General features: G+C 61.6%; 21 protein-coding genes, 4 tRNA genes and 1 riboswitch. Of the genes, 10 read left to right on the top strand and 15 right to left on the bottom strand.

Annotated elements, in window-relative coordinates:
* Positions 1 to 94: 94 nt before the first annotated feature.
* On the top strand, positions 95 to 1,414 hold the full coding sequence (locus BI347_RS12640) for a replication-associated recombination protein A (protein WP_071114786.1): 1,320 nt from the start codon (positions 95 to 97) through the stop codon (positions 1,412 to 1,414).
* Between the two features lie 15 nt (positions 1,415 to 1,429).
* Entirely contained in the window at positions 1,430 to 2,716 is a 1,287-nt protein-coding gene (serS, locus tag BI347_RS12635; protein WP_071114785.1) for a serine--tRNA ligase, read from the top strand.
* A 48-nt stretch (positions 2,717 to 2,764) separates the two neighbouring features.
* On the opposite strand, the gene BI347_RS12630 is transcribed toward serS, so the two are convergent.
* The 4 genes from BI347_RS12630 to phaR form a co-directional block, all read right to left on the bottom strand.
* A complete protein-coding gene (locus tag BI347_RS12630) occupies positions 2,765 to 5,287 on the bottom strand; it encodes an EAL domain-containing protein (protein ID WP_071115991.1) in 2,523 nt (840 codons plus the stop codon).
* 175 nt (positions 5,288 to 5,462) lie between these two features.
* Positions 5,463 to 6,575, bottom strand: a complete 1,113-nt coding sequence (locus BI347_RS12625; protein ID WP_158020782.1) for a DUF3472 domain-containing protein — start codon at positions 6,573 to 6,575, stop codon at positions 5,463 to 5,465.
* A gap of 144 nt (positions 6,576 to 6,719) precedes the next feature.
* Positions 6,720 to 8,024, bottom strand: a complete 1,305-nt coding sequence (locus BI347_RS12620; RefSeq protein WP_071115989.1) for a tetratricopeptide repeat protein — start codon at positions 8,022 to 8,024, stop codon at positions 6,720 to 6,722.
* 117 nt (positions 8,025 to 8,141) lie between these two features.
* Positions 8,142 to 8,702, bottom strand: a complete 561-nt coding sequence (gene phaR, locus BI347_RS12615; RefSeq protein WP_071114781.1) for a polyhydroxyalkanoate synthesis repressor PhaR — start codon at positions 8,700 to 8,702, stop codon at positions 8,142 to 8,144.
* Between the two features lie 184 nt (positions 8,703 to 8,886).
* On the opposite strand from phaR, the gene BI347_RS24820 reads away from it, so the two are divergent.
* Both BI347_RS24820 and BI347_RS12605 read left to right on the top strand, forming a co-directional pair.
* Positions 8,887 to 9,441, top strand: coding sequence for a phasin family protein (locus BI347_RS24820; RefSeq protein WP_071114780.1), 555 nt, complete (start codon positions 8,887 to 8,889; stop codon positions 9,439 to 9,441).
* Between the two features lie 129 nt (positions 9,442 to 9,570).
* On the top strand, positions 9,571 to 10,704 hold the full coding sequence (locus BI347_RS12605; RefSeq protein WP_071114779.1) for a M14 family metallopeptidase: 1,134 nt from the start codon (positions 9,571 to 9,573) through the stop codon (positions 10,702 to 10,704).
* A gap of 61 nt (positions 10,705 to 10,765) precedes the next feature.
* Here BI347_RS12605 and BI347_RS12600 read toward each other — a convergent pair whose 3' ends face one another.
* The 3 genes from BI347_RS12600 to ygfZ all read right to left on the bottom strand — a co-directional run bounded on the left by BI347_RS12600 (position 10,766) and on the right by ygfZ (position 14,086).
* Positions 10,766 to 12,487, bottom strand: coding sequence for a hypothetical protein (locus tag BI347_RS12600; RefSeq protein WP_071115988.1), 1,722 nt, complete (start codon positions 12,485 to 12,487; stop codon positions 10,766 to 10,768).
* Positions 12,488 to 12,649: 162 nt separating this feature from the next.
* On the bottom strand, positions 12,650 to 12,955 hold the full coding sequence (locus BI347_RS12595; RefSeq protein ID WP_071114777.1) for an H-NS histone family protein: 306 nt from the start codon (positions 12,953 to 12,955) through the stop codon (positions 12,650 to 12,652).
* 96 nt (positions 12,956 to 13,051) lie between these two features.
* Positions 13,052 to 14,086: a CAF17-like 4Fe-4S cluster assembly/insertion protein YgfZ gene (ygfZ, locus tag BI347_RS12590; protein ID WP_071115987.1), complete on the bottom strand. Its 1,035-nt coding sequence runs from the start codon at positions 14,084 to 14,086 to the stop codon at positions 13,052 to 13,054.
* A 217-nt stretch (positions 14,087 to 14,303) separates the two neighbouring features.
* Here ygfZ and BI347_RS12585 point away from each other — a divergent pair.
* The 6 genes from BI347_RS12585 to BI347_RS12560 all read left to right on the top strand — a co-directional run bounded on the left by BI347_RS12585 (position 14,304) and on the right by BI347_RS12560 (position 16,828).
* A tRNA-Asn gene (locus BI347_RS12585) sits at positions 14,304 to 14,379 on the top strand.
* A gap of 30 nt (positions 14,380 to 14,409) precedes the next feature.
* Positions 14,410 to 14,485 (top strand) — tRNA-Asn (locus BI347_RS12580).
* A 26-nt stretch (positions 14,486 to 14,511) separates the two neighbouring features.
* A tRNA-Asn gene (locus BI347_RS12575) sits at positions 14,512 to 14,587 on the top strand.
* A gap of 85 nt (positions 14,588 to 14,672) precedes the next feature.
* Positions 14,673 to 15,530, top strand: a complete 858-nt coding sequence (locus BI347_RS12570; protein WP_071114775.1) for a DMT family transporter — start codon at positions 14,673 to 14,675, stop codon at positions 15,528 to 15,530.
* 55 nt (positions 15,531 to 15,585) lie between these two features.
* Positions 15,586 to 16,047, top strand: coding sequence for a large conductance mechanosensitive channel protein MscL (mscL, locus tag BI347_RS12565; protein ID WP_071114774.1), 462 nt, complete (start codon positions 15,586 to 15,588; stop codon positions 16,045 to 16,047).
* Positions 16,048 to 16,078: 31 nt separating this feature from the next.
* A riboswitch (yybP-ykoY riboswitch) is annotated at positions 16,079 to 16,258 on the top strand.
* Positions 16,259 to 16,261: 3 nt separating this feature from the next.
* Entirely contained in the window at positions 16,262 to 16,828 is a 567-nt protein-coding gene (locus BI347_RS12560) for a TMEM165/GDT1 family protein (protein WP_071115986.1), read from the top strand.
* A gap of 59 nt (positions 16,829 to 16,887) precedes the next feature.
* On the opposite strand, the gene BI347_RS12555 is transcribed toward BI347_RS12560, so the two are convergent.
* The 8 genes from BI347_RS12555 to pheS all read right to left on the bottom strand — a co-directional run bounded on the left by BI347_RS12555 (position 16,888) and on the right by pheS (position 24,144).
* Positions 16,888 to 18,687 (bottom strand): methyl-accepting chemotaxis protein, encoded by a 1,800-nt coding sequence (locus tag BI347_RS12555; protein ID WP_071114772.1) that lies wholly within the window; start codon positions 18,685 to 18,687, stop codon positions 16,888 to 16,890.
* A gap of 80 nt (positions 18,688 to 18,767) precedes the next feature.
* The gene (locus BI347_RS12550; protein ID WP_071115985.1) at positions 18,768 to 19,373 is read right to left on the bottom strand and encodes a methyltransferase domain-containing protein; all 606 of its coding nucleotides are present in this window, start codon (positions 19,371 to 19,373) and stop codon (positions 18,768 to 18,770) included.
* 15 nt (positions 19,374 to 19,388) lie between these two features.
* Positions 19,389 to 19,772, bottom strand: coding sequence for a DUF1289 domain-containing protein (locus BI347_RS22695; protein WP_083338851.1), 384 nt, complete (start codon positions 19,770 to 19,772; stop codon positions 19,389 to 19,391).
* A 189-nt stretch (positions 19,773 to 19,961) separates the two neighbouring features.
* Positions 19,962 to 20,038 (bottom strand) — tRNA-Pro (locus BI347_RS12540).
* A 30-nt stretch (positions 20,039 to 20,068) separates the two neighbouring features.
* Positions 20,069 to 20,428 carry a MerR family transcriptional regulator gene (locus tag BI347_RS12535; RefSeq protein ID WP_071112903.1) on the bottom strand — a complete coding sequence of 120 codons (360 nt, stop codon included), beginning with the start codon at positions 20,426 to 20,428 and terminating at the stop codon, positions 20,069 to 20,071.
* Positions 20,409 to 20,711 (bottom strand): integration host factor subunit alpha, encoded by a 303-nt coding sequence (locus BI347_RS12530; protein ID WP_011134908.1) that lies wholly within the window; start codon positions 20,709 to 20,711, stop codon positions 20,409 to 20,411. The genes BI347_RS12535 and BI347_RS12530 overlap by 20 nt, the downstream gene beginning before the upstream one ends.
* 70 nt (positions 20,712 to 20,781) lie before the next feature.
* Positions 20,782 to 23,139, bottom strand: coding sequence for a phenylalanine--tRNA ligase subunit beta (pheT, locus tag BI347_RS12525; protein WP_071115984.1), 2,358 nt, complete (start codon positions 23,137 to 23,139; stop codon positions 20,782 to 20,784).
* A gap of 18 nt (positions 23,140 to 23,157) precedes the next feature.
* The gene (gene pheS / locus BI347_RS12520) at positions 23,158 to 24,144 is read right to left on the bottom strand and encodes a phenylalanine--tRNA ligase subunit alpha (protein WP_071112901.1); all 987 of its coding nucleotides are present in this window, start codon (positions 24,142 to 24,144) and stop codon (positions 23,158 to 23,160) included.
* Between the last annotated feature and the right edge of the window lie 57 nt (positions 24,145 to 24,201).

Raw genomic sequence — 24,201 nt, 5'->3', positions numbered from 1 at the left:
GCAGTGCGAAAAAGCGCCCTACCAGGGCGCTTTTTTCATGCCCGCCGCCAGCTGGTATACTGTTTGCCCTGCCCCGTCCCGCCAGATTAACGCCATGCCCGACCTCTTCGCCACCGAACCCAACAAGCCGCTCGCCGAAGCGCTGCGCCCGGCTCGGCTGGCCGACGTCATCGGCCAGCAGCACCTGATAGGCCCCGGCAAGCCGCTGAGCCTGGCGGTGGAAGCCGGCAAGCCGCACTCGATGATATTGTGGGGGCCGCCGGGCGTGGGCAAGACCACGCTGGCGCGCATCCTGGCTGCCAGCTTCGACGCCGAGTTCATCCCCCTTTCCGCCGTCTTCGCCGGAGTGAAGGACATCCGCGAGGCGGTGGAGCGCGCGCACGCGGTGCTGCAGCGTGACGGCCGTCACACCATACTGTTCGTCGACGAGGTTCACCGCTTCAACAAGAGCCAGCAGGACGCCTTTCTGCCCTTCGTCGAATCCGGACTGGTCACCTTCATCGGCGCCACCACCGAGAACCCGTCGTTCGAAGTGAACTCGGCGCTGCTGTCGCGCGCCCAAGTCTATGTGCTGAACAGCCTGACCGAAGACGAGCTGAAGCAATTGCTGGCGCGCGCGCAGGCCGAACACGCGCTGGATGGCCTGGAGTTCGACGCTCCGGCGGTGGCCACCCTCACCGGCTACGCCGACGGCGACGCGCGCCGCTTCCTCAACCTGCTGGAGCAGACCCGCACCGCGGCGCTGGCGCGCAAGGTGGAAAAGATAGACGCCGTCTTCCTGGAAGAAGTGCTGACGCTGAACGCGCGCCGCTTCGACAAGGGCGGCGACGCTTTCTACGACCAGATCTCCGCGCTGCACAAATCGGTGCGCGGCTCCAACCCGGACGCGGCGCTATACTGGCTCACCCGCATGCTGGACGGCGGCGCCGACCCACGCTACCTGTCGCGCCGCATCGTGCGCATGGCCTGGGAGGATATCGGCCTGGCCGATCCGCGCGCGATGCAGATCGCCAACGACGCCGCCGCCACCTACGAGCGCCTGGGCAGCCCCGAGGGCGAGCTTGCGCTGGGACAGGCGGTGATCTATCTGGCCGTGGCCGCCAAGAGCAATGCCGGATACAAGGCGTATAATGAGGCCCGCGCCTTCGTCAAACAGGACAAATCGCGCCCGGTGCCGGTACACTTGCGCAATGCCCCCACCCGGCTGATGAAGGAACTGGGCTACGGGCACGCTTACCGCTACGCGCACGATGAACCCCACGGCTACGCCGCTGGAGAAACCTATCTCCCGGAAGGCCTGGAAGACATCGAATGGTATCGCCCGGTGCCGCGCGGACTGGAAAGCAAGATTCAGGATAAACTGGCTTTTTTGCGTCAGCTGGATGCTGACGCCCAGCAAGATCCCGACAAGTAAAAAACAGGAATAACCATGCTCGACATTACTCTGCTTCGCAACGACATCGACGCCGTCGCCGCCCGCCTGGCAGCGCGCGGCTACACCCTGGACACCGTGGCTTTCAACCAGCTGGAATCCGAACGCAAGTCCCTGCAATCCCGCATGCAGGAACTGCAGGCCAAGCGCAACGCGTCTTCCAAGCAGATCGGCGTGGCCAAGGGCAAGGGCGAGGATGTCTCCGCGATCATGGCGGAGGTGGCCACCCTGGGCGACGAGCTGAAAGCGGCAGAACAGGCCTTCGAGACCGTGCAGAAGCAGCTGGACGGCTGGCTGATGACCATCCCCAACCTGCCGCACGAATCGGTGCCGGCCGGCAAGGACGAAAGCCAGAACGTGGAAGTTCGCCGCGTCGGCGTGCCGCGCCAGTTCGACTTCGAAGTGAAAGACCACGTCGACATCGGCTCCCCGCTGGGCCTGGACTTCGACACCGGCGCCAAGCTGTCCGGCGCCCGCTTCACCGTGCTGAAGGGCGACATCGCCCGCCTGCACCGCGCGCTGGCGCAATTCATGCTGAACACCCACACCGGCGATCACGGCTACGTCGAGCACTACACCCCCTACATCGTCAACGACAGCGCCTTGCTGGGCACCGGCCAGCTGCCCAAGTTCGCCGAAGACATGTTCAAGGTGACCCGCGGCGGCGACGAATCGGCCGCGCCGCAATACCTGATCTCCACCTCGGAAGTGACGCTGACCAACACCGTAGCCGACACCATCCTGAAGGCGGAAGAGCTGCCGCTGAAGCTGACCGCGCATTCGCCCTGCTTCCGTTCCGAAGCCGGCAGCTACGGCCGCGACACCCGCGGCATGATCCGCCAGCACCAGTTCGACAAGGTGGAGATGGTGCGCATCGAGAAGCCGGAGCATTCGTACGCCGCGCTGGAAGAAATGGTGGGCCACGCCGAGAACATCCTGAAGGCGCTGGAGCTGCCCTACCGCGTGGTGACGCTGTGCAGCGGCGACATGGGTTTCGGCTCGGCCAAGACCTACGACCTGGAAGTGTGGCTGCCGGCGCAGAACACCTACCGCGAAATCAGCTCCTGCTCCAATATGGGCGATTTCCAGGCGCGCCGCATGAAGGCCCGCTACAAGGACGAGAACGGCAAGAACCAGCTGGTGCACACCCTGAACGGCTCCGGCCTGGCAGTGGGCCGCACCCTGGTGGCGGTGCTGGAAAACTACCAGAACGCCGACGGCAGCGTCTCCATCCCGGCCGCGCTGCGCCCGTACATGGGCGGCAAGGCCAAGATAGGCGGCTGAGCCCAGGCCTGGCCCAAGACAAACCGGCATCCCGCGATGCCGGTTTTTTCATTGCGCCGGCAATGCCTCCGCTTCCCTGCATCCTTGCGCCGCCAGCAAAGCTTCAAACTCCGCCTTCGGCAGCGGCTTGTGGAACAGGTAGCCCTGCGCGCAATCGCAGCCCTGCTCCAGCAGGAAGCGGCGCTGCGACTCCCGCTCCACCCCTTCGGCCACAATGTCCAGCCCGAGGCTGCGGGCAATCGACACGATGGCCCGGGTGATGGCGGCGTCGTCGCTGTCGCAGTGCAGGTCGGCGATGAAGGAACGGTCTATCTTCAGGCCGCGCACCGGCAGCCGCTTCAGGTAGGACAAGGACGAATAGCCGGTGCCGAAGTCATCGATGGACAGGTACATGCCCAGCTGCTGCAGCCGGCGCAGCGTCTCCACCATGCCGCCGCCCTCCTCCATCGCCACGCTCTCGGTGATTTCCAGCTCCAGCGCCGCGCTGTCCAGGCCGTGCTCCGCCAGCACCCGCTCCAATTGCCGCACGAAATCGCCATACTTGAGCTGGCGGCCGGACACGTTCACCGCCACCCGGCCGGGCGCCAGCCCGGCATCGCGCCAGCGGCGGATGTCGGCGCAGGCGGTTTCCAGCACCCAGGCTCCCATCTGCACAATCAAGGCGCTTTCTTCCGCGATGGGAATGAAGCGGTCCGGCGCCACCAGGCCCAGCTCGGGATGGCGCCAGCGCAGCAGCGCCTCGGCGCCGACGATGCGCCGGCTGTCCAGCGCCACCTTGGGCTGATACCACAACTCCAGTTCCTGCTGGGCCAGCGCGCGGTGCAGGCTGTACTCCAGCTTCAGCCTTTCCAGCGCGCGGGCGTTCATGTCGGCGGTATAGAACTGAAAGCCGTTCTTGCCGCTTTCCTTGGCGCGGTACATCGCGGTGTCGGCGTGCACCAGCAGGGTATCGGCCTCGCGGCCGTCATCGGGAAACAGGCTGATGCCCATGCTGGCGGAAACGAACATCTGCTGGCCGGCCGCGCCGGACAATTCGGTAATGGCGTCCAGAATGGCCTGCGCCCGGCCGGCCACCTGCGCCACCCCGTCGACGCCCTCCAGCAGCACGGTGAATTCGTCGCCGGACAGCCGCGCCACCGTTTCGGCGGGCTGCAGTTGCGCCTGCAACTGGCCGGCGATGCGAACCAGCAGCTGGTCGCCGGCGTAGTGGCCCAGCGTGTCGTTGACCAGCTTGAAGCGGTCCAGATCGATGAACAACAACGCTAGGCCATGACCTTTGGCCGCCGCCCGCTCCACCGCGCCCTGCAGCTTCTCCAGGAACAGCGTGCGGTTGGGCAGGCTGGTGAGCGCGTCGTGATTGGCGAGGAAATGCAGCCTTTCCTCAGCCTGCTTGCGCTGGGTGATGTCGGAGAACACCGCCACGTAATGCAGGCATTCGCCATCGGCGTCCCGTATCGCGGTGATGCTCAGGTGCTCGGTATACAGCAGGCCGCCCTTGCGGCGGTTCACCACCTCGCCCTGCCAGCGGCCGTCGCGCAACAGGCCGCGCCACAATTGCTGGTAGAACTCCGGCGGCTGCTTGCCGGATTTGAGCATTGCCGGCGTCTGCCCCAGCGCTTCCTCGCGGCTGTAGCCGGTGATGCGGGAAAAAGCAGGGTTCACCGACTGGATCAAGCCATTGCGGTCGGTGATGACGATGCCTTCCATCGTCGATTCGAACACCTTGTCCGCCAGCAGCAGGCTGTGGCGCGACTGCTGCAAGGCCTCGTCGCGCTGACGCAGCGCCTGGCCCAACTCATGCTGGTATTCATGCTCGATGCCCCGCACGATGTCGTCGAAACCGAGCAGCCGGAGCAAACGGCCATCGTCGCCGAACACGCCAAGGTGGCGGATATTGTGCTGCTGGATCAGCTGCCGCGCCTGCAGCAGGCTGGCTTGTGCCGGCACCCCGATCAACGGCTGGCGGCAACCTGCATCCAGCGTGGCCGGCATGCTGTCGTCGGCCAGCCAGCGCAGCGCGTCGCGCTGGGTGAGAATGCCGTAGCCGCCCTGCGGCAGGGCAAACACCAGCGCGGTGAGCCCCTGCTCGCGCATCAATTGCAACGCCTCGACCGGACTTGCCGCCACCGGCAGGATAACGGCCTGCGGGCCGGGCAAACTGCTGACGCGCTTGACGATCAGGAAGGACTCCACCCCCTGATTGCGGACGATGTCGGTCAGGGTCAGCATGCCCAGCGGCTGTCCATTCCGCGACACCAGCGCATGGCGCAGCTGGCGGCGGCGGAAAATCTCCACCGCTTCCGCCAGCGGCATGTCGTGCGGCAGGCTGGCCGGCGGCGCGCCCAGCGCAGCGCCTACCGGCTGCAGTGGATCCAGTGCCCCCGGCAAGGCCCACAGCGCGTCGGCCTCAGTCCAGATGCCGCAGATCGAACCATCGTCATTTTGCACCAGGATGGAACTGCATCCCGCCGCCATCATGCGGCTGGCCGCCTCGCGCAAACTCAGCGACGGCGGGCAGCACAGCAGGTCGCAGGAAGCGATCCCGGCAATCGTCTGTGTCGGATAGGGCATGGGAATTAAAATGGCTTCGTCATAAACAATGCGGCCATTATACCCTCAACCCTGTTCACGGAAGGGTTGTCCGGTCAAAATCCGAGCAGAATGAAAAATGGCGCGCCATGCGCCGTTTTTTGCATCTTAAAACCAACAACAGCCGCACGGCACATGGACCGTGCCAGCCGCCCCCTTATCGCTTACCCCCCGCAAGCGGCGATACCGGTCCAAGCGGCGGCTGCGACCAGGCCTGGCTGGCCGCGTCGCTGCATTGCAGCAGGCTGGGCCGCTGCCCGGGGCGATTCGCGCTCAGACACAGGCCCGACTGCTGGCTGCGGATTTGGCCGCCGCCCAAATTCCAGCCGGAGGCGCCGCTGCAGGTGCGAACCTCGACTCCGCTGCCGTTCTCTTCCAGGCAGTAGTTATTCTGCAACTGCAGCGACTGGTCGCGCGCCCACACCCATGATTGGAAGGCGCTGCCGTTGCAGACGGAAGTCAGCGGCGTCGAGCCGTCTTGCAAGCCATTGCTGGCTTCCAGGCACAAGCCGCGGTTGGCTAGAGCGCCGCGCGCGCTGTTGCCTATGCCGTTTTCTTGCACGCTGGCGCGCGCCGAGACAGTCACATTAGAAAATCCCAGGCAGGCTTTGCTGGTTTCGCTGCCGTTGATAACCGCCTGTTGCGGCTTGCCGCCCACCATACCGGCCGGCGCCGCGAAAGTCGCTTGGCTGTATGGCTGGCCCAGACAGGTGGAGCGGCTGTTGTTCCACTCGAAATACTCGGTCCAGTTCACCATATTGTTCGGCGAAATCCGCTTGGAGGCCGTTTTGATGCTGCCCAACTTGAACGAGGTCTTGCTGGTCAGATCGTTGACGGTCACCCCCAGCCAGCCGCCGCCCTCGTAAGCGACATGAAACTGATAAGCGTGGCCATGCGTCCAGTCGACATGAATGCGGCAGCTGCGTCCCTCGCCCTCTCCGGAGAAGCTGGTGCAATAACTGCCGGGCGAGCCTGGTCTGGCATCGGTGGTGTCCCAGGCGGAAAACAGGAAAGTGCGCTGGCGGCCGCCATTGCTCTGCATTCCGGCATAGGCGCCGGAAGTGCCCACCAGATCGAACTGGTTGGCCCAGTAGACGTTGGCGGAGTCACCGGGATCGTGGTTGACGGTGGTCGTGAAATCAACCGCGTCCAGCGCTTTTACTCCGGCCGGAAAGCGATAATGGGTATAGCTGCCTGGCGTCTTGCCGGCGGCTTGCGCCAATGGCGCCAAACTCAACAACAAGACGGGAATCACGGTTTTCAGCTTCACGGCCGGGCCTCCTTGCACCATGGCGCAAGGCGAGCGGATCAGACTGATCACTCGCCAATTCGATATATATTTTGCAAAATAAAGCCTTAATTATCACATTAACAATTACAAACATAGCGGCGCCACAATCATCCGGCGGCAAAGTCATCGCTCGGCATGCGCGGCGCAGACGAAGTGGCCGGCAATCGGACAGCCGGCCTCCTCCCGGATCTTGACTTCGGCAAACTGTCGTATCCGCAGCCCCGCCGCCCACAGCTCGGCGCGGATGTAATCCGGATGATGCCGATAACGGCCGCTGCGCCCCAGCAGGTATCCAGAACCCTCATCCAGCCTCTCGGTGCTGAACAGCAGCGCGCCGTCCGGCCCCAGACGGGCCGCCGCCAGCGCGAAAAAGCGCCGCATATCGCCCAGATAGATCAGCGTGTCCATGCAGCAGATCAACTGATAACTGGCCGCGCCGCTAGCCAGAAAGTCGCATATATCGGCATGGTGCAGCTGCTGGTAAAGCCGCTTGCCGTCAGCCTGCCTCAGCATGCCTTCGCTCAGATCCACCCCGGTGAGCGTCCGGGCATAAGGCGCCAGCACGCTGCCCACCAGCCCGGTGCCGCAACCAAGGTCCAGCGCCTCCAGCGATGCCGGCTGGCAGCCCTCCGCCATCAGCCAGTCCGCCACCAGCTGCGGACCGCGGTAGCGCAAGCGCTGCAAGGCGAGGTCGAATGCAGGAGCGGCGGCATCGAAAGTGTAGGCCACGTAGTCGCGGCTGCAGACCGTCGGCGCTTCGCCTTTGCCGAAAGCGATCAGCAGGTGGGCCGCCACAGGATTGGACGGCTCCCGCTCCAGCCAGCTCTGCGCCAAGGCTTGTGCCTCGCCGTGACGGCCTAGATCGCACAAGGCCTGGCCGACCGCGATCAGCGACATTCTGCCAGCCGGCTCGGTCAGCACCCCTTGCGCATTGCACTGCCGCGCTTCCGGATAACGCTGCTGGCCCAGCAACAGCGTGGCGAGCAGGTAGAAGGCATCGGCACAGGCCGGGTTCAGCGCCGCCGCTTGGCGGTAGGCCGCCTCCGCGCGGACGGCCTGCCCGTCCTGCGCCAGTTGCGCTCCCAGATTGGTCCAATAGAAATACTGGCCGGGATCCAGCTCTGCCGCCGTCTGCATGGCCGAAATGGCCGCTGCGGCTTGCCCCAGCCGCGCATGGGCCATGCCCAGATTGAAATGCCATTCGGGATGGGAGGCATCCTGTGCGATAGCCGATGCCAGCAATAGTTGCGCCTCCTCCAGCCTGTCTTGCTGCTGCAGCAGAAAGCCCAGCCAGTGGCGGGCGGCGGTGCCGGCCATGCCGTCATCCAGCAACTCGCGGTAAGCGTGTTCGGCCTCCGCAGCCCTTCCCTCCAGATGCAAGCGCTGCGCAAGCTGCAAGCGCCCGCCGCCGCTTTGCTCATCCCTCATTTCCAGCCCCTCATTACCATGCCGACTCACCCATCGCAAACAACAAGGCCGGAAGCGTGTTCGCCTCCGGCCCTTGGTATCCGTCGCTCAGGCATGCCAGGCATGCCGCGCCATCATTTATTCCTTGTCCTTGGTTTCGCTGCCCGGATAACCGGGAAAGCCGAAACCGCCGAACAGCTGCTTGGTCTGCTCCTGCATGCGGTTCTGCATTTCCAGGAACATGCCGGTGCTCTGCTCCATATAGTTGGCCATCATGTTCTGGATCGCCGGCCCCTGCAGATTCATGAACTCGCCCCACAAGGTGGTATTGAGCATGGCGTTGTCGCCATACATCGCTCGGGTCTGTTCCTGCATTTTTTGCTGCAACTGCGAGAAAAGCTGCAGATTTTTCTCCAGGAAGGGCCCCATCATGCCTTGCATCGCCTGGCCGTAATAGCGGATGAACTGGGTCAGGACTTCATAGCTGAACATCGGCATGCCGCCGTTTTCCTCTTCCAGGATGATCTGCAGCAGCACGCCGCGGGTGATGTCTTCCTGGGTCTTGGCGTCTTGGACCTGGATGTCGACATTGTCCAATACCAGCTGCTTGACGTCTCCCAGCGTGATGTAGGAACTGGTGGCGGTATCGTACAGACGGCGGTTCGGGTACTTCTTGATGACCCGTTTCTCAACACTCATTTAACGCTCCTGGTTATTGTCGTGGCGTTGTGCGCTGGCAATCTAACATAAATACAACAAACTAGAGTAAATCTTCTACCACCCCCTGACGCGTCATGCTACATTTCCACGTCATTGTGCGGCGCACAATTACCTTTACGGAATATCGTTGGCCCCATTTTCCACGCAATGGAGGTTTTACACCATGTCCTTCAACAATGAACAGCTGAACAAACTTTCCCTGACCGGTTTCGAATCCTCGCTCCGTTTCGCGCAAATCGCGCTGGACAGCACCGAGCGCTTGGTCAAACTGCAACTGGACGCATCCAAGCAATCCCTGGAAGACCACACCACGGCAGCCAAGCAGTTGACCGAGTTCAAGGATGCCCAGGAAGCGATCAACCACCTGAACAAGCTGGCCACTCAATCGATCGACAAGGCCGTCAACCACTCCCGCAATCTGTACGAAGTGGTTTCCGGCGCGCAAAGCGAGTTGAGCAGGCTGGTGGAAGAAAGCGTCGGCCAGTTCAACAAATCGCTGATCAGCTCCATCGAATCGGCGGCCAAGAACGCCCCGGCCGGCTCCGATGCCACCTTGAACGCGGTCAAGACCTCGTTCGCCGCCGCCGCCGCCGCGGTCAACACCTTCAGCAAGGCCGCCCAGCAGGTTGCAGAATTCACCGACAGCAGCGTCAAGGCCGCCACCAGCGCCACCGCCGACGCGGTGAAAAACTCGGCCAAGCGCGGCGCCACCGTTTAAGGCATCGTCCGCTTCCGCCCATGCCCCGCCCTCTCATCGGCGGGGTTTCTGCTTTAAAGGATGCATAGCCCCCGCGACAGGTTTACAATCCGGGTTCTAGAGATTCAGCAAGCACTACGGGTTCCACGCATGAAAATCAGCAGCAACTTCGACGCCGGCAGCATCGAAATCGTCTCCGCCGTCTCGGCGGAGGACATCCAACTGCGCATCCGCCGCGACAACGCAGCAGAGTTCGCGCAATGGTTCTACTTCCGCGCCCAGGGCGCTGCCTACCAGCACTGCAACTTCCGCTTCCTCAACGCCGCGGAATGCGCCTATCCGCAGGGCTGGGTCGATTACCAGGCGATGGCCTCCTACGACCGCATCAACTGGTTCCGCGTACCCACCCGCTTTGAAGACGGCGTGATGACGATAGAGCACGTCCCGCTCTCCAACAGCATCTATTACGCCTACTTCGAGCCCTACTCCTACGAGCAGCACCTGAATCTGATCGGTCAGGCACAGGGCTCCGGCTTGTGCCAGGTCACCGATCTGGGCTTCACCGTGCAGCAGCGCGACATCAACCTGCTGACCATCGGCCATGAAGTGGAATCCGATCTGAAGATCTGGATCACCGCCCGCCAGCATCCGGGCGAAACCATGGCCGAATGGTTTGTCGAAGGCTTCCTCAACCGTCTGCTGGACCCGCAAGACCCGACCAGCCGCGCGCTGCTGGACCGCGCCACCTTCTACGTGGTGCCCAATATGAACCCGGACGGCTCGGTGCTGGGCAATCTGCGCACCAACGCCGCCGGCGCCAATCTCAACCGCGAATGGTCGGAACCCAGCCTGGAACGCAGCCCTGAAGTGCTGCTGGTGCGCGAAAAGATGCTGGAAACCGGCGTGGACCTGTTTCTGGACATCCACGGCGACGAAAACATTCCCTATGTCTTCCTGGCCGGCACCGAAGGCGTGCCGTCGTGGAACCAGCGGCTAGAGAAGCTGGCCGACAGCTTCCGCCACCACCTGTTGCTGGCCAGCCCGGACTTCCAGACCGAGCACGGCTATCCGCGCAACGAGGCGGGCAAGGCCAATATGGGCATCGCCACCAATTGGGTCTGCCAGCAGTTCGGCTGTCTGGCCTTCACGCTGGAAATGCCGTTCAAGGACAACAACAATCTGCCGGACGACGACTTCGGCTGGAGCGGCCAGCGCAGCCTGCGCCTGGGCGAAGCCGCCCTGTCGCCGATCTACGCCATCCTGGACGACCTTGCTGGCGAATAAGCCGCGATGTCCAATAAAAAAGCCGACCACGTGGTCGGCTTTTTTCATGCGGCCTTACCAGTCACAGCACAACCGGCAGCTTGTCCAGGGTCTTGACCAGCTCGACCTCCACCATGCACCAGTCGCTGCCCTTCTCCATCACCTTGCCCAGCGCAATCTGGAAATGCTTGCCGCGGGCGGTCATGTAGAACTGCTTGCCCAGCATGTACAGCGACAATGGCAGAATCAGCGCGTTGATCAGCTTGCCATTGCGGCGATAGGGCATGAACAGGCTGATATGGCCGGCCAGCCACACCTGATCCGGCGGCAGAGTGGGATCGATCAGCCTGGCGTCCGTAGGCCGCAGCGACGCCGCCAGCGGACGGGTGCTCAGCGTTTCTATCCCCAGATAGATGCTCTCCCGGTTGGTGCGTTTGACGCGCCGTATAATGCCGAGATTCCAGGATTCGCCGCCAGCCTCGTGAAAACCGATCAAGCCGCCCAGGCTCACCCATTCGTTCCCCATCACATCCAGCGATACGCCCAGTCCGGTCTGGCTGATGTTCTCCAGCGCCCATTTCTGGAATTCCTGCTGTACGGCGGCCTCAGCCGTTTCGCCAGACAGCGACAATGCCCCCGCCGGCAGCGGCGACAACGACTTTTCGCGCTTGCGGCTGGTGACAAAGCCGTAGATGCGGATATTGGCCGCATCGTCATAGCTGTCATTGTCGACGCCGCGATGCTGCTGCATCGACTCCTCGTCCGGCTTGCGGATCAGCTTATGCAATACCGTCAGGCGGTGCGCAACTTCGACATGGCGATTGCTGACCGCCACCCGCTCCGCCCGCTCGAACACCACCGGCTTGGCGGCCCACTCCCGCGTCAACACCCGCAGCAGCCCGGCATCGATGCCCGGCTCCACCAGGCGCTTCAGCTCCTGCGGAATGCGCCCGCCTTCCATCACGATCGCCCAGCCATGCAGGATCTCCACCGCCTCGACCGTGCTCCAGTAGCGGACCCACTCGCTGGCTCCCGCCCCATGCACCCGGGCGGCGGGCTTGGGATCGGTCAGCGTCACGGCAAAACTGGACTCCTCAACATAGGCCTTGGTCAAGGTCATTCGATTGCTGAGCAACGTCAGCAACTCGTAGGAAAAATTGATCTGCCTGACGCTCAGATTGCCGTTGCACAGCACCGACAGCATTTGCATGACCAAATACAGATCCTGCACAGTGGTGGCGGCAGATTTTTCGCCAAACAGGAATACCGGCTGAGAGTCGAAACCGCGCTGTTCGGCAAAGCGATACAGCTGGTTTACATTCATCCAGAATACTTCATCCGGTTGAAAGTTTCTTATGTATTGCCATCTGGCGTATTCCGTCAGGTAATACATCATGCGCGCCAGCACTAAAGGCAGGCGATCGTGTATTTTCAAACCGTTGGGGTGGTCCGCCGCTACCGGCAAGGCATATTGATAGAAATCGGTAAACTGCTTGCCATAATTGAGGATTTGTCCGCGCAGTTGGCTTTCCAGGACTTTCGGCATCCGGGTGTTCATCAAATACTGAACGCACAGGGTGTCGTGCAGCGCCTGCGTCTCCAGATTGAGCGTCAGCACCGCATCCAGCAGATCCGCCGACATCTCCAGCGAAGGTGAATTCAAGCCGCCCAGCAACTCCGCCACCTTGTCGTGGGCGCCAGCGCCATACTCCAGGCGCAATGCATCCGCATAAGCCTTGGCGGTCACCGCATTGGTCAAGGGATCCGGCTTGCCCTTGGACCCCCTTGAAAAGAAATCCAGCATGCGCTTGTCCAGTCTCGTTCAAAACCAGGTGCAGCGTCAGAGCACTGCCAACCAGAGCAATGCTACTAGTATTTATAGCAAGCGTAAAACGCTATCGCATGCCGCTCGACTCAGCAAAAAAAAAGCGCCGAAACGGCGCCTTTTACAATCCGATGGCCAGGTTCAGATAGCCAGCTTGTCCAAGGACTTGCCACTGTCAATCCAGGCCTGCACCCAAGCCGGTTTACGGCCACGGCCAGTCCAGGTCAGTTCGTTGTTCGACGGGTGGCGATACTTGGCTTCAACTGGCTTACGCACGGCAACAGTCTTGCTCAAAACATCTTCAACGCTCAGGCCATAAGCGCGGGCCAGCTCGATAATCTGCTTCTTGGCTTTGGACTTTTCTTCAACTTCGCGGCGCTTGATTTCGTTTTCAACGTCGGCTTTCAGCGCGACCAGTTCGGTGAATTCCAGCTTGGACAGATCCATAACATGTTCCTTGATTATTGGTTTATCGATTACAGGATGTAATGTAGCCAATGGAATTGGGACAAGTCAAGAATTAAAAAGAAAACACATTACCCATTATTCGGTTACGGACTCCATCGAGTATGGCAATTCCAAGACCGTCAATGCAATAGTGTAACCCTCATCGCCAAATACTCCAGACTCCCAAGTCTGCGATTGCACGACAGCAAGGCCTCGATATCCATCTTCGGACACCCGGCAAACCGCCGCCAGCATGCCAATTCCCTGATCCGGCAATTGCGGGCTATATAGCTTGGCGCCGACAGCCAGCGGCTTTTCAAACTCGACCCTGAACATCCTGCGTTTCATCTTGCCCAAGTACTGGCTGCGAGCAACGATTTCCTGACCCGGATAGCATCCCTTCTTGAAGTTTACCGCGCCAAGCAATTCCATATTCGCCATTTGCGGAACAAACTGCTCTTGAGTCTCTTGCACCACCCAGGCAATTCCCGCCTCGATATCGCGCAGCGCCCATGCTTCTGGCGCAAGCGGGCATAGCTGCTCGTCCGCGGCAATTTCCCGCGCCAGGGCGCCAGTCTCGCGCAACGCCAACACATATCCTCCACCTGGCAACGCCAGCAGCGCCGCGCCATCAATAGTCAACACTTGCAATTGCTCCAGCTCGGCAATTCCGGAGAAATGATTCTGCAATAGCGCAACCGCCCGCGCGCCGGACATTCCCAACAAAGACCATTCATCAGCCAGAGATAGCCTAACCTTGGCCCGCAACACAAACATGCTCAAACGCTTGCTTATCGCGGCGGCAATATCGGCCGCCACCATCAGGTAATAAGCGCCTTGATACTGCCAAACCAGAAAACTCGCCAGCATGCGGCCTTTCGCGCTGGAGTAAGTGCTGTACTGTGCCCGACTTTCGACCACGTCGCGAATGTCGCTGGACAATTGATTCTGCAAAAACACGGCGGCATCTTCGCCTTCCACCCGGATCAGGGCGAAGTTCACCAAGGGCGCCGCCACCGACTGCCGCTGCAGCGCCTCAACCTGACGCAGTTGCAGCGCCAACGGCAACTCGCCATGCTCATCGCGCTCGACGCCCTTTTGCCGCAGCCATTCACTCCAGAATGCATCCATGCCCCACTCCCGATTGTTATTCCGATGCGCGATCTTAACGCCAACCAGCTCACCATCGCCAGCCGCCTAGCGAGTCCGATGCGCCACAATGAAAATTCCATTCGATAACAACAACCTACCGTACAGCCTGAAAAAACACGCCCCGGACCGCCATTTTTTACCGCCCATAGCATTGACATCCCTTCCTGGCCCAGTATATAGTTCGCCCTCACTCAATTCCCTGATAGCTCAGTTGGTAGAGCGACGGACTGTTAATCCGCAGGTCGCAGGTTCGAGCCCTGCTCGGGGAGCCAATTCATCTTGGCTAATTTTGAGTCGCGTGTTCCCTGATAGCTCAGTTGGTAGAGCGACGGACTGTTAATCCGCAGGTCGCAGGTTCGAGCCCTGCTCGGGGAGCCACACGCCGCCCGATTTCAAAGTTTTGTTCCCTGATAGCTCAGTTGGTAGAGCGACGGACTGTTAATCCGCAGGTCGCAGGTTCGAGCCCTGCTCGGGGAGCCAGCCTATATACGATAAGCCGCAGCCTACGCTGCGGCTTTTTCGTTTGGCATTTCCCACTTACAATCAATCTCCCCCCGGAGACGATATGCCAAGCAAACCCACCCTGCTAGCAGCCGGAGCCATCCTGCTCTGGGCCTCGCTCGCCACGCTGGGCGCCCTGACCCGCTCGCTGCCGCCTTTCTTCGTGGTAGGCATCAGCCTGACCATAGGCAGCCTGTTGGCGCTGCGCCGCATCCGCGACTGGAAAGTGCCGCTGCCCACGCTGCTGGTTGGCATCTACGGCCTGTTTGGCTATCACTTCCTGCTGTTCTTCGCCTTCCGGATGGCCCCCGCGCTGGAAGCCAATCTGCTCAATTATCTGTGGCCGTTGCTGATCGTGATGCTGACTCCGCTGTTCCGGCCCGGCTCACGCCTGGGCGTCCGCCACATCGCCGGCGGCACGCTCGGCTTCATCGGCGCCGGGTTGATCGTCTCCGGCGGTTCGCTGGCGCTGTCCCAGCAATACCTGCCAGGCTACCTGCTGGCCATGGCCGCCGCAGTCGTCTGGTCGACCTTCAGCCTGGCGCTGGGCCGGCTACCCGAGTTCCGCGGCAGCGCCGTCGGCGGCTTTTGCCTGATTTCCGGCCTGCTGTCGCTGCTGTGCCATGCACTGTTCGAAACCCGCGCCCAGCCCGACGCCATGCAATGGGCGGCGCTGCTGCTGCTGGGCCTGGGGCCGATGGGCGGCGCCTTTTTCCTGTGGGAGCGCGCGCTCAAGCACGGCGATCCGCGCCAGATCGGCTCGCTGTCCTACATCACTCCGCTATTGTCCACCCTGCTGCTGGCCATCAGCGGCCAAGGGCGGCTGAACCCGCTGACGCTGCTGGCCATCCTACTGATCCTGGGAGGCGCACTGCTGGGAACCCTGCCCGGCTCTCGCAGACCAGCCAGTCAAGCAGCATGAGTTTTCACCACAAGCTCAAACAGTTAAAATCAACCTAATCAAAAAGGGAGAAACCATGTCTGTTCTGAAGGAATTCAAGGAATTCGCCGTCAAAGGCAATGTCATCGACCTGGCCGTCGGCGTGGTGATCGGCGGCGCTTTCGGCTCCATCGTCAAATCGCTGGTTGACGATATCATCATGCCACCGGTAGGCCTGCTGATAGGCAACGTCGACTTTTCCAACCTGTTCTTCGTGCTGAAGGAAGGCGCCAAACAGGCCGGCCCCTATGTATCGGTAGCCGCCGCCAAGCAGGCAGGCGCCACCACACTGAACCTGGGGCTGTTCATCAACGCGCTGGTCAGCTTCACCATCGTCGCCTTCGCCATCTTCATGCTGGTCAAGATGATCAACCGCCTCAAGCGCGAGGAAGCCGCACCAGTCCCCGCGGCTACCGCCACCAAGGAGTGTCGTTACTGCCTGTCCGCCATTCCGGACAAGGCCACCCGCTGCCCCTGCTGCACCTCGCAATTAGACTAAGCTTGCCCGCGCCGGGCAATTCCCCTACAATCCGCCTCGTTCTGGGGGAGTAGCCTCGGCGAGCGACAGCGCCGGCAACTGTCAACATGCTTGGCTTCACAGCCATGGCAGTTGCGACGATACCTTCCGTTTGGCAAGACCCATGACATGCTTGCGCATCGCGGGGCCGCGGCGCAGGTTTGTCATGGCGTATGCGCGGCCCCTGGAGTTCCCAATGGAAGCATTCCTGATTTCCACCGGCGTGGTGGCATTGGCCGAGATCGGCGACAAGACCCAGTTGCTCGCCCTGCTGCTAGCCTCCCGCTTCAAAAAACCCGTACCCATCATCCTGGGCATTTTGGTGTCCACTCTGGTCAACCACTTCGCCGCCGCGGCCGTCGGCCAATGGCTGATGGTCAAAGTCGGCCCCGACATCATGCGCTGGGGCCTGGGCATTTCCTTTGTCGCCATGGCGGTGTGGATGATGATTCCGGACAAGCTGGATGAAGACAACAAGCTGCGCGAGCGTTTCGGCATCTTCGGCACCACCGTCATCGCCTTCTTCCTGGCGGAGATGGGCGACAAGACCCAGATCGCCACCGTCGCCCTGGCCGCCCGCTTCCACGATCTGCCCATGGTAGTGGCCGGCACCACGCTGGGCATGATGCTGGCCAATGTACCGGCGGTGCTGCTGGGCGAAGTGGCCGCCAAGAAGCTGCCGCAAAAGCTGATGCACGGCATCGCCGCGGTGCTATTCGTGGTGCTGGGCATCATCACCCTGCTGTCGCCGCTGAACATCTGATACCGGCCAAAAAGCAACGGGGAGGCTTAGCCTCCCCGCCCCTGCCCGAGGTACAGGCCTCAGACTTGCGCCAGCAGGCTGTTAGGATCGAAACCCACCCGCAAGGCGCCCCAATGGCGGCCCCGCACTTCCAGCGGCAGCACTACTTCGGACAACACTTCGCCGGTATCGCGGCTATAGGTTTGCAGCAGGAAAGGCTGATGATTGCGCGCGGCGCGCAAACCCGCCGGGTCATTGAATATCCGCTTGTCGCGGCTTTCAGCCAAGTCCTTGGACGCATCACCACTCAGCGGCCGGCTGTACCAGCTGTTGTGGGTGGGCGCATAGCCGTTGCCGTCCACCGCCACGCAGAACTTGCCGCCGGGAATCAGGCCCACCAGCCGATCCAGCAGCGGTTGCAGCATTTTTTCCAGCTTGCCGTCGTAAACGGTGCGGTACTTCGCCGGGGTCGTGCCGGCAATCGGCTGGTAGCGCTGATCGAACAGATCCAGTCCGCGCGTCAGCTCATCGTGCAGCAGCTGCTGCACCTCGTCGCGCACCCCGCGCGCCTGGTTGACCGCTTGGTCGAACACGCCGTCGCCGATCACAAACTTGGACACCAATTCCTGCACCTGCTCGGCCGCCGCGGTCAGTTCCGCAGCCGCGCCCTCGGTCTGCCCCAGGCGGGCATTCACCTGCTGTCCCAGCAAATGGATTTGCGCCACATGTTCGTTCACCTGATGATTGGCCTGCGAGAAATCGTGCATGGTCGCGGCGATCTGGCTCAGACTGGACGAAGTGGCCTCGAAATCGCCCATCATCTTGCTGAAGTGCTCGGAAGCCCGCGAAATCACATCGCGCGCCTGATTGGTGTCCTGGGTAATCGCCGCGGTTTCCTGCTGGGTCTCCGCCACCAGCCCCAGCATGCCGTCGATATTGTGCGAGATTTCATCCGTGGCCTTTTTCACCCGCTCGGCCAGCTTGCGCACCTCGTCCGCCACCACCGCGAAGCCGCGGCCGCTCTCGCCGGCGCGCGCCGCCTCGATCGCCGCATTCAGCGCCAGCAGATTGGTCTGCTCCGACACGTCCTTGATCAGGTCGACAATGGTCTTGATGCTGGCCGAACGCTGGCTGAGATCTTCCACCGTCAGATTGAAGTGTCCGACCTTGCGGCTGATGTCGTGAATGCTGCCGGTGACCCGCCGCAATTCCTCGCAGGACTCCTGCGCCACCTTGAGGTTTTCCGCCGTGGTGGACGAAATGCCCTCGGTCTGCTCCGTCACCTGCTCGACTCCCCGCGTGCTCTGATCGCTGGCCTGGCTCACCCGCTTGGCTAACTCGTCCTGCTGGCGGGCGCTGCCCAAAGATTCGCTGACATTGCGCCGCGTCACCGCGGAGTCCATCGCGATGCGCACCGTCATAAGCCGCACATTGCTGATGATTTCGCGCATCTTCAGCAGAAAACGGTTGTACGACAGCGACAGCTCGCGGATTTCATCGTAAGTGACGGTGGGGATTTCGCGCGACAGATCGCCGGCGCCCGCGCCGATTTCATTGAAGATCTGGATGATCATGCGCAGCGGGCGCACGATCAGGTAACGCAGATACCACACCATGAAAGCGATGAAGACAAAACTGACCAGCCACAAACCCAGCGTCCAGCACAGCGCGCTGTCTATATTGTTCTCTACCCGGGCCAGCACTTGCGGCGCCACCCCGGCCGCCCGCAACGTGGCGCGGATATCCGACAGTGCGCAATAGCAATAAGCCACCATCAGCAACTGGAAGCCGCTGATGAAAAAGAAACTGCATAACTTTCTGGTCAGCGTGTTCCAGAAGTTTTTTTCCGAAAACGCGTACAGCCGCCAAAACGATTCCATTTGCTCTCCTCCTGAACAATTCGCATCATTATTTTTATTGGTCGGTATTTTTTCTTAAATCGACTCGAATAGCCAGAACCTCACGCCGTCGAAACTTGATCCAGATCAAACTTGCGCCTGCGCCAGACCATCCAATACTCCTGGCCGCGAAATACATGCAGACCATCCGGCAAATGCTGCTTGTCCTCCAAGAAAAACCATTGGCCGACAAGCGCTTCCAATTGTTCAATATCCATGCCGAAAGGCGGACCCCGGTCGGTTTTCGCCAGAAAAAACACGCCCGCCAGCACCCCGCCCGGCTTGACCATCCTAGCCACGCCAGCAGCATATTCCTTTCGCATCGAAATAGGCAACGCGCACAAAAAAGCCCGCTCGAACACGCAGTCGAAAGCGGGCAAATCCAATTGGAAAAAATCGGCCAGCATCAGCCTGCCAGCCGCATCCGGCCACTGCCTTCGCGCCAGCTCCAGCGCCGACTCGCTGAAATCCACCGCCAGCACATCGTGCCCCATGCCGAGCAGCGGCGGCATATCGGACGCGCTGCCGCAGCCCGGCAGCAACATTCGCATTCGCGGCTGAGCGGAAAAGAATTTTCGGGCCGGCTCCAGCAGCTCCGCCCCCTCCCATGGCATCACGCCCTCGCGGTAGCGACGCTCCCAGAACTCCTGCTGCGAACTGTCCTGCATGCCGCCTCCATCAAATCATTGCGCCAACAGCCACTGCGCCGCCTGCTCCAGCGCCAGCTCCCGGCATGGCAATTGCGCCCTGCCCCCGGCGGCGTCCCGCCAGAGCAGCAGGCGCTCGTTCCCATGCTCATCCAGGCGATAATGCGAACCATTGGGCAACCTGGCCCACTCGACGCCATCCAACTTGTCCAGCTCCAACAACACCGCGCACGCTGTCGCCAACTGCAGCAGCCGCTGCCGCTGCGGCAAACTCCGCCAAACCCGCTCTCTCTCGTCCTCACCCATGAAACACCATTGGCTGATCTCGGCAAAAGTGCGCGCGCAGCCACGGCAGACGTTATCCCCCAGCGCAGTGGAACACAAGGCGATGCAAGGGGAATCAGGACGGGAGGTGCTCATGACTATCAGCGCTCAATTCAATTGAAAGCAATAACTTGCGAAAACCCACAGCCACCTGTCGAGAAAGCTGCGGGATTCAGCAGAATATATCAGTTGCAAGCAAATTCAAATGCCGCGGAGAACCCGCAAGAAAAATGACAATAAAAAACCCGGAATTTTCCGGGTTTTTTATTAAACAGAATTTGGTTTTGGTCGGGGTGAGAAGATTCGAACTTCCGACCCCCTGCACCCCATGCAGGTGCGCTACCAGGCTGCGCCACACCCCGACTCAAGAGAAACACAGTGTAACTGATTTGTTATTTCTTGCCAATACCCGAATCCAACCAATTTAGGATGGATTCCAATTCTGCGCGCACTTCCTGCGCCGTAATCGGCCGCTCGGAAACCTCGCCCATACCCATACCCAGGCGCTGGCGCGCGCCCTGAATGGTAAAACCGTCATCGTAAAGCAGGGTGCGGATACGCCTTACCAACAGCACTTCATGGTGCTGGTAATAACGGCGGTTGCCGCGCCGCTTCACCTGGCGCAACTGGGAAAACTCCTGCTCCCAATATCTCAATACATGCGGCTTTACCCCGGTCAGCTCGCCGACTTCGCTAATGGTAAAGTAACGCTTGGATGGAATTGACGGCAGATCAGCCTTGCTTGTTAGCATGGTATTGCTCAACCATTCCCTTGAGTTTCTGGCTTGCATGGAAAGTTACCACACGACGCGCAGTGATGGGAATCTCTTCCCCGGTCTTGGGATTGCGTCCCGGACGTTGCGGCTTGTCGCGCAGCTGGAAATTGCCGAAACCGGACAATTTCACCGAATCCCCCGACTCCAAAGCCAACCGGATCTCTTCGAAAAACGACTCGACCATGTCCTTGGCTTCGCGTTTGTTCAGACCTACCTGGTCAAACAGCAAATCGGCCAGTTCAGCCTTCGTCAAAGTCATGACATTCCCCTCAAACTTCTAAGCGACAAACGGCGGACGGCCCCAGATGGACCATCCGCTCACTTCATAATCAAACGCGCAGCTGCGCGCCCAGTCCCGACACCGCCTCCAGCAGCGCCTGCACCGCAGGCTCCACCTCCTCGTCGGTCAGAGTCCGACTATTGTCCTGCATCAGCACGCTAAAGGCCAGACTCTTCTTGCCTTCCGCCACGCCTTTGCCGCGATATACGTCAAACAAGGCGATATCGGTGACAATTTGCGCACGTTGCATGGCGAATGCCGCCATCAATTGCGCCACCGAAACCTGCTCGTCCACCACCAGCGCCAGATCGCGGCGCACTGCCTGGAACTTGCTCACCGGCCGCGCCTTGATGCGGCTGCGCGCGGTGGCCACAGCCAGATCCAGCTCGAACAGCACCGGGGCGCTAGACAGATCGTAGGCCTGCACCCACTGCGGGTGCAGCTCGCCGATGAAGCCGACGGCCTTGCCATCCACCAGCACTTCGGCGCAACGGCCAGGGTGGAAGGCTGGATGGCTGGCCTTGCGGTATTCGGCAAGCGCCGGATGCAGCACAGCCTCCACATCAGCCTTCACATCGAAGAAATCGACGCGCTCGGCCTTGCTGCCCCACTGCTCAGGCAGGCGAAGGCCCCAGGCCAGGCCGGCCACTTTTTCCGGCTGGTCGAACCCCTCTTCCGCCTTGAAGAATACGCGGGCGGCTTCGAACACCCGCACGCGCGGCTGCTTGCGGTTGATATTGCCCGCCAGCACGTCGACCAAGCCGCCGATCAGCGTGGAGCGCATCACGCTCATTTGGCTGGCGATCGGATTCTGCAAGCGCACCGGATCATCATTGCCGGCGAAGTCTCGCTCCCAGCGCTCATCCACGAAAGCGTAGCTGACCACTTCCTGGTAGTCGCGCGCCGCCAGCAGATGGCGCAATTGGTCCACCGGGCGCAACTCTTCCGGCTGCGCCAGCATGCGCATGCCCGAACGCGGCGCGTCGGCCGGGATGGCGTTGTAGCCGTAGACGCGCGCCACCTCCTCGATCAGATCCTCTTCGATTTCGATGTCGAAGCGGAACGACGGCGCCTGCACGGTGAAGACTTCGTCGGCCAGAGTGAATGCCAAGCCCAGACGGCCGAGAATGCCGGCGATCTGCTGCGAGGACAAGGCCACGCCCAGCACTTTGGCGACGCGGGAGGTGCGCAGGGTCACAGCCTTGCGCGCCGGCAGTTCGGCCACTTCTTCCACCACCGGGCCCGCCGCGCCGCCGCAAATATCCAGTATCAGGCGGGTGGCGCGCTCGATCGCCTCGCGCTGCAGCTGGAAATCCACGCCGCGCTCGTAACGGAATGAGGAATCCGAGCCGAAGCCTAGCTCGCGCGCCTTGCCGGCGATGGCGGCCGGCGCGAAGAAGGCGGACTCCAGGAAGATGTCGGTACTGGCCTCCGTGACACCGCTTTCTTCGCCGCCCATGATGCCGCCCATGGCCAGCGCCTTGGCGTCGTCGGCGATCACCAGGTGGCTATCCTTCAGCTCGACGGTTTTCTCGTTCAGGCACAGCAGGTTCTCGCCGGCGCGGGCCATGCGCACGGTGATGCCGCCCTGAATCTTGGCCAGATCGAAGGCGTGCATAGGCTGGCCCTGCTCCAGCAGGATGTAGTTGGTGATGTCGACGATGGCCGAGATCGAGCGCAGGCCCGAGCGCTCCAGGCGTTGGCGCATCCAGGCCGGCGTGGCGGCGGCGGCATTGACGCCCTTCACCACGCGGCCCAGATAGCGGCCGCAGGCTTCGCGCGCGGCGATCTTCACCGAGCGGACGTCGTCTATGCTAGGGGCCACCGCCTCTATCGCCACCGGCTTGAGCTCGGCGCCGGTCAGCGCCGCCACTTCGCGGGCGATGCCGCGCAGCGACAGGCTGTCGGCGCGATTGGGGGTGATCTTCAGCGTGAACAGCGCATCGTCCAGCCCCAGGTAGTCGCGGATATTCTGGCCTACCGGCGCATCGGCCGGCAGCAGCATCAGGCCGTCGACGTCTTCCGGCACGCCCAGTTCCTTGCCGGAGCAGAGCATGCCGCCGGACTCCACGCCGCGCATCTTGGTCGGCTTGATCTTGAAGTCGCCAGGCAGGATGGCGCCCGGCAGCGCGCACGGCACCCGCACGCCGACGGCGACATTGGGCGCGCCGCAGACGATCTGCACCAGTTCGCCAGCACCCACGTCCACCTTGGTGACACGCAGGCGGTCGGCGTTCTCGTGCTTGACGCATTCTTTGACTTCGCCGATCACCACGCCGGAAAAAGCCGGCGCGGCGGCGCTCACTTCTTCCACTTCCAGACCCGCCATGGTCAGCAGATCGGACAGTTCAGCGGTAGTCAGCGCCGGATTAACCCAGCTTCTCAGCCATTGTTCGGAAAATTGCATAGTCGGCTCCGTGCGCGATCAGTTGAATTGCTTCAGGAAGTTGAGATCGTTCTCGAAGAACAGCCGCAGGTCGTTGACGCCGTAGCGCAGCATGGCGAAACGGTCCAGGCCGATGCCGAAGGCGAAGCCGGTGTAGATTTCCGGATCAATGTTGGCAATGCGCAACACATTCGGGTGCACCATGCCGCAACCGCCCACTTCCAGCCAGCGGCCCTTATCGTCCAGCACGTCGATTTCGGCCGAAGTTTCGGTGAACGGGAAGAAAGACGGACGGAAGCGCACCTGCAGGTCGTCGCGCTCGAAGAAGCGGCGCAGGAAGTCGGTCACCACTGCCTTCAAGTCGGCGAAGGACACGCCCTCGTCCACCCACAGGCCTTCCATCTGATGGAACATCGGCGAATGGGTGGCGTCGGAATCCACGCGGTAGACGCGGCCGGGCGCGACGATCTTGATCGGCGGCTGGTTGTTCTCCATGAAGCGCGCCTGGATCGGGCTGGTATGGGTGCGCAGCACGTCGCCATTTTCGACGTAGAACGTATCCTGCATCGCGCGCGCCGGATGGTTTTCCGGAATGTTCAGCGCCTGGAAATTATAGAAGTCGGTTTCGATTTCCGGACCGTCGGCCACTTCGAAACCCATGCTGCGGAACAGGCCACTGATGCGCTCCAGCGTCAGCGCAACCGGATGCAGGCCGCCGCCGACGCTGCCGCGTCCCGGCAAACTCACATCTAGCGCTTCGGCCGCCAGCTGGGCTTCCAGCTTCTGCGCGTTCAGCGCGTCGCGGCGCGCGTTGTGCGCGGCTTCGAACGCCTGCTTGGCGACGTTGATGGTGGCGCCGGCGGCTTTGCGCTCTTCCGGCGGCAGCTTGCCCAGTTGCTTGAGAAGCTCGGTCAACTCGCCGCTCTTGCCGAGATAGCGAGCCTTGACCTGCTCCAGTTCCACGAGATCGGTCACAGCCGCCACGGCGGCCAGACCGGCTTGGAGAATCGCGTCGACGTTGTTCATCGTGTTCCACACCGTATGCGAAAAGAAGGCTGACCACAGCAGGCACTGTCCGTACCC

The sequence above is a fragment of the Chromobacterium sphagni genome (genome assembly GCF_001855575.1).
GTDB classification, from domain to species: domain Bacteria; phylum Pseudomonadota; class Gammaproteobacteria; order Burkholderiales; family Chromobacteriaceae; genus Chromobacterium; species Chromobacterium sphagni.
The sequence above is the reverse complement of the archived record's forward strand: the minus strand, read 5'-3'. Positions and strand labels throughout refer to the sequence as shown.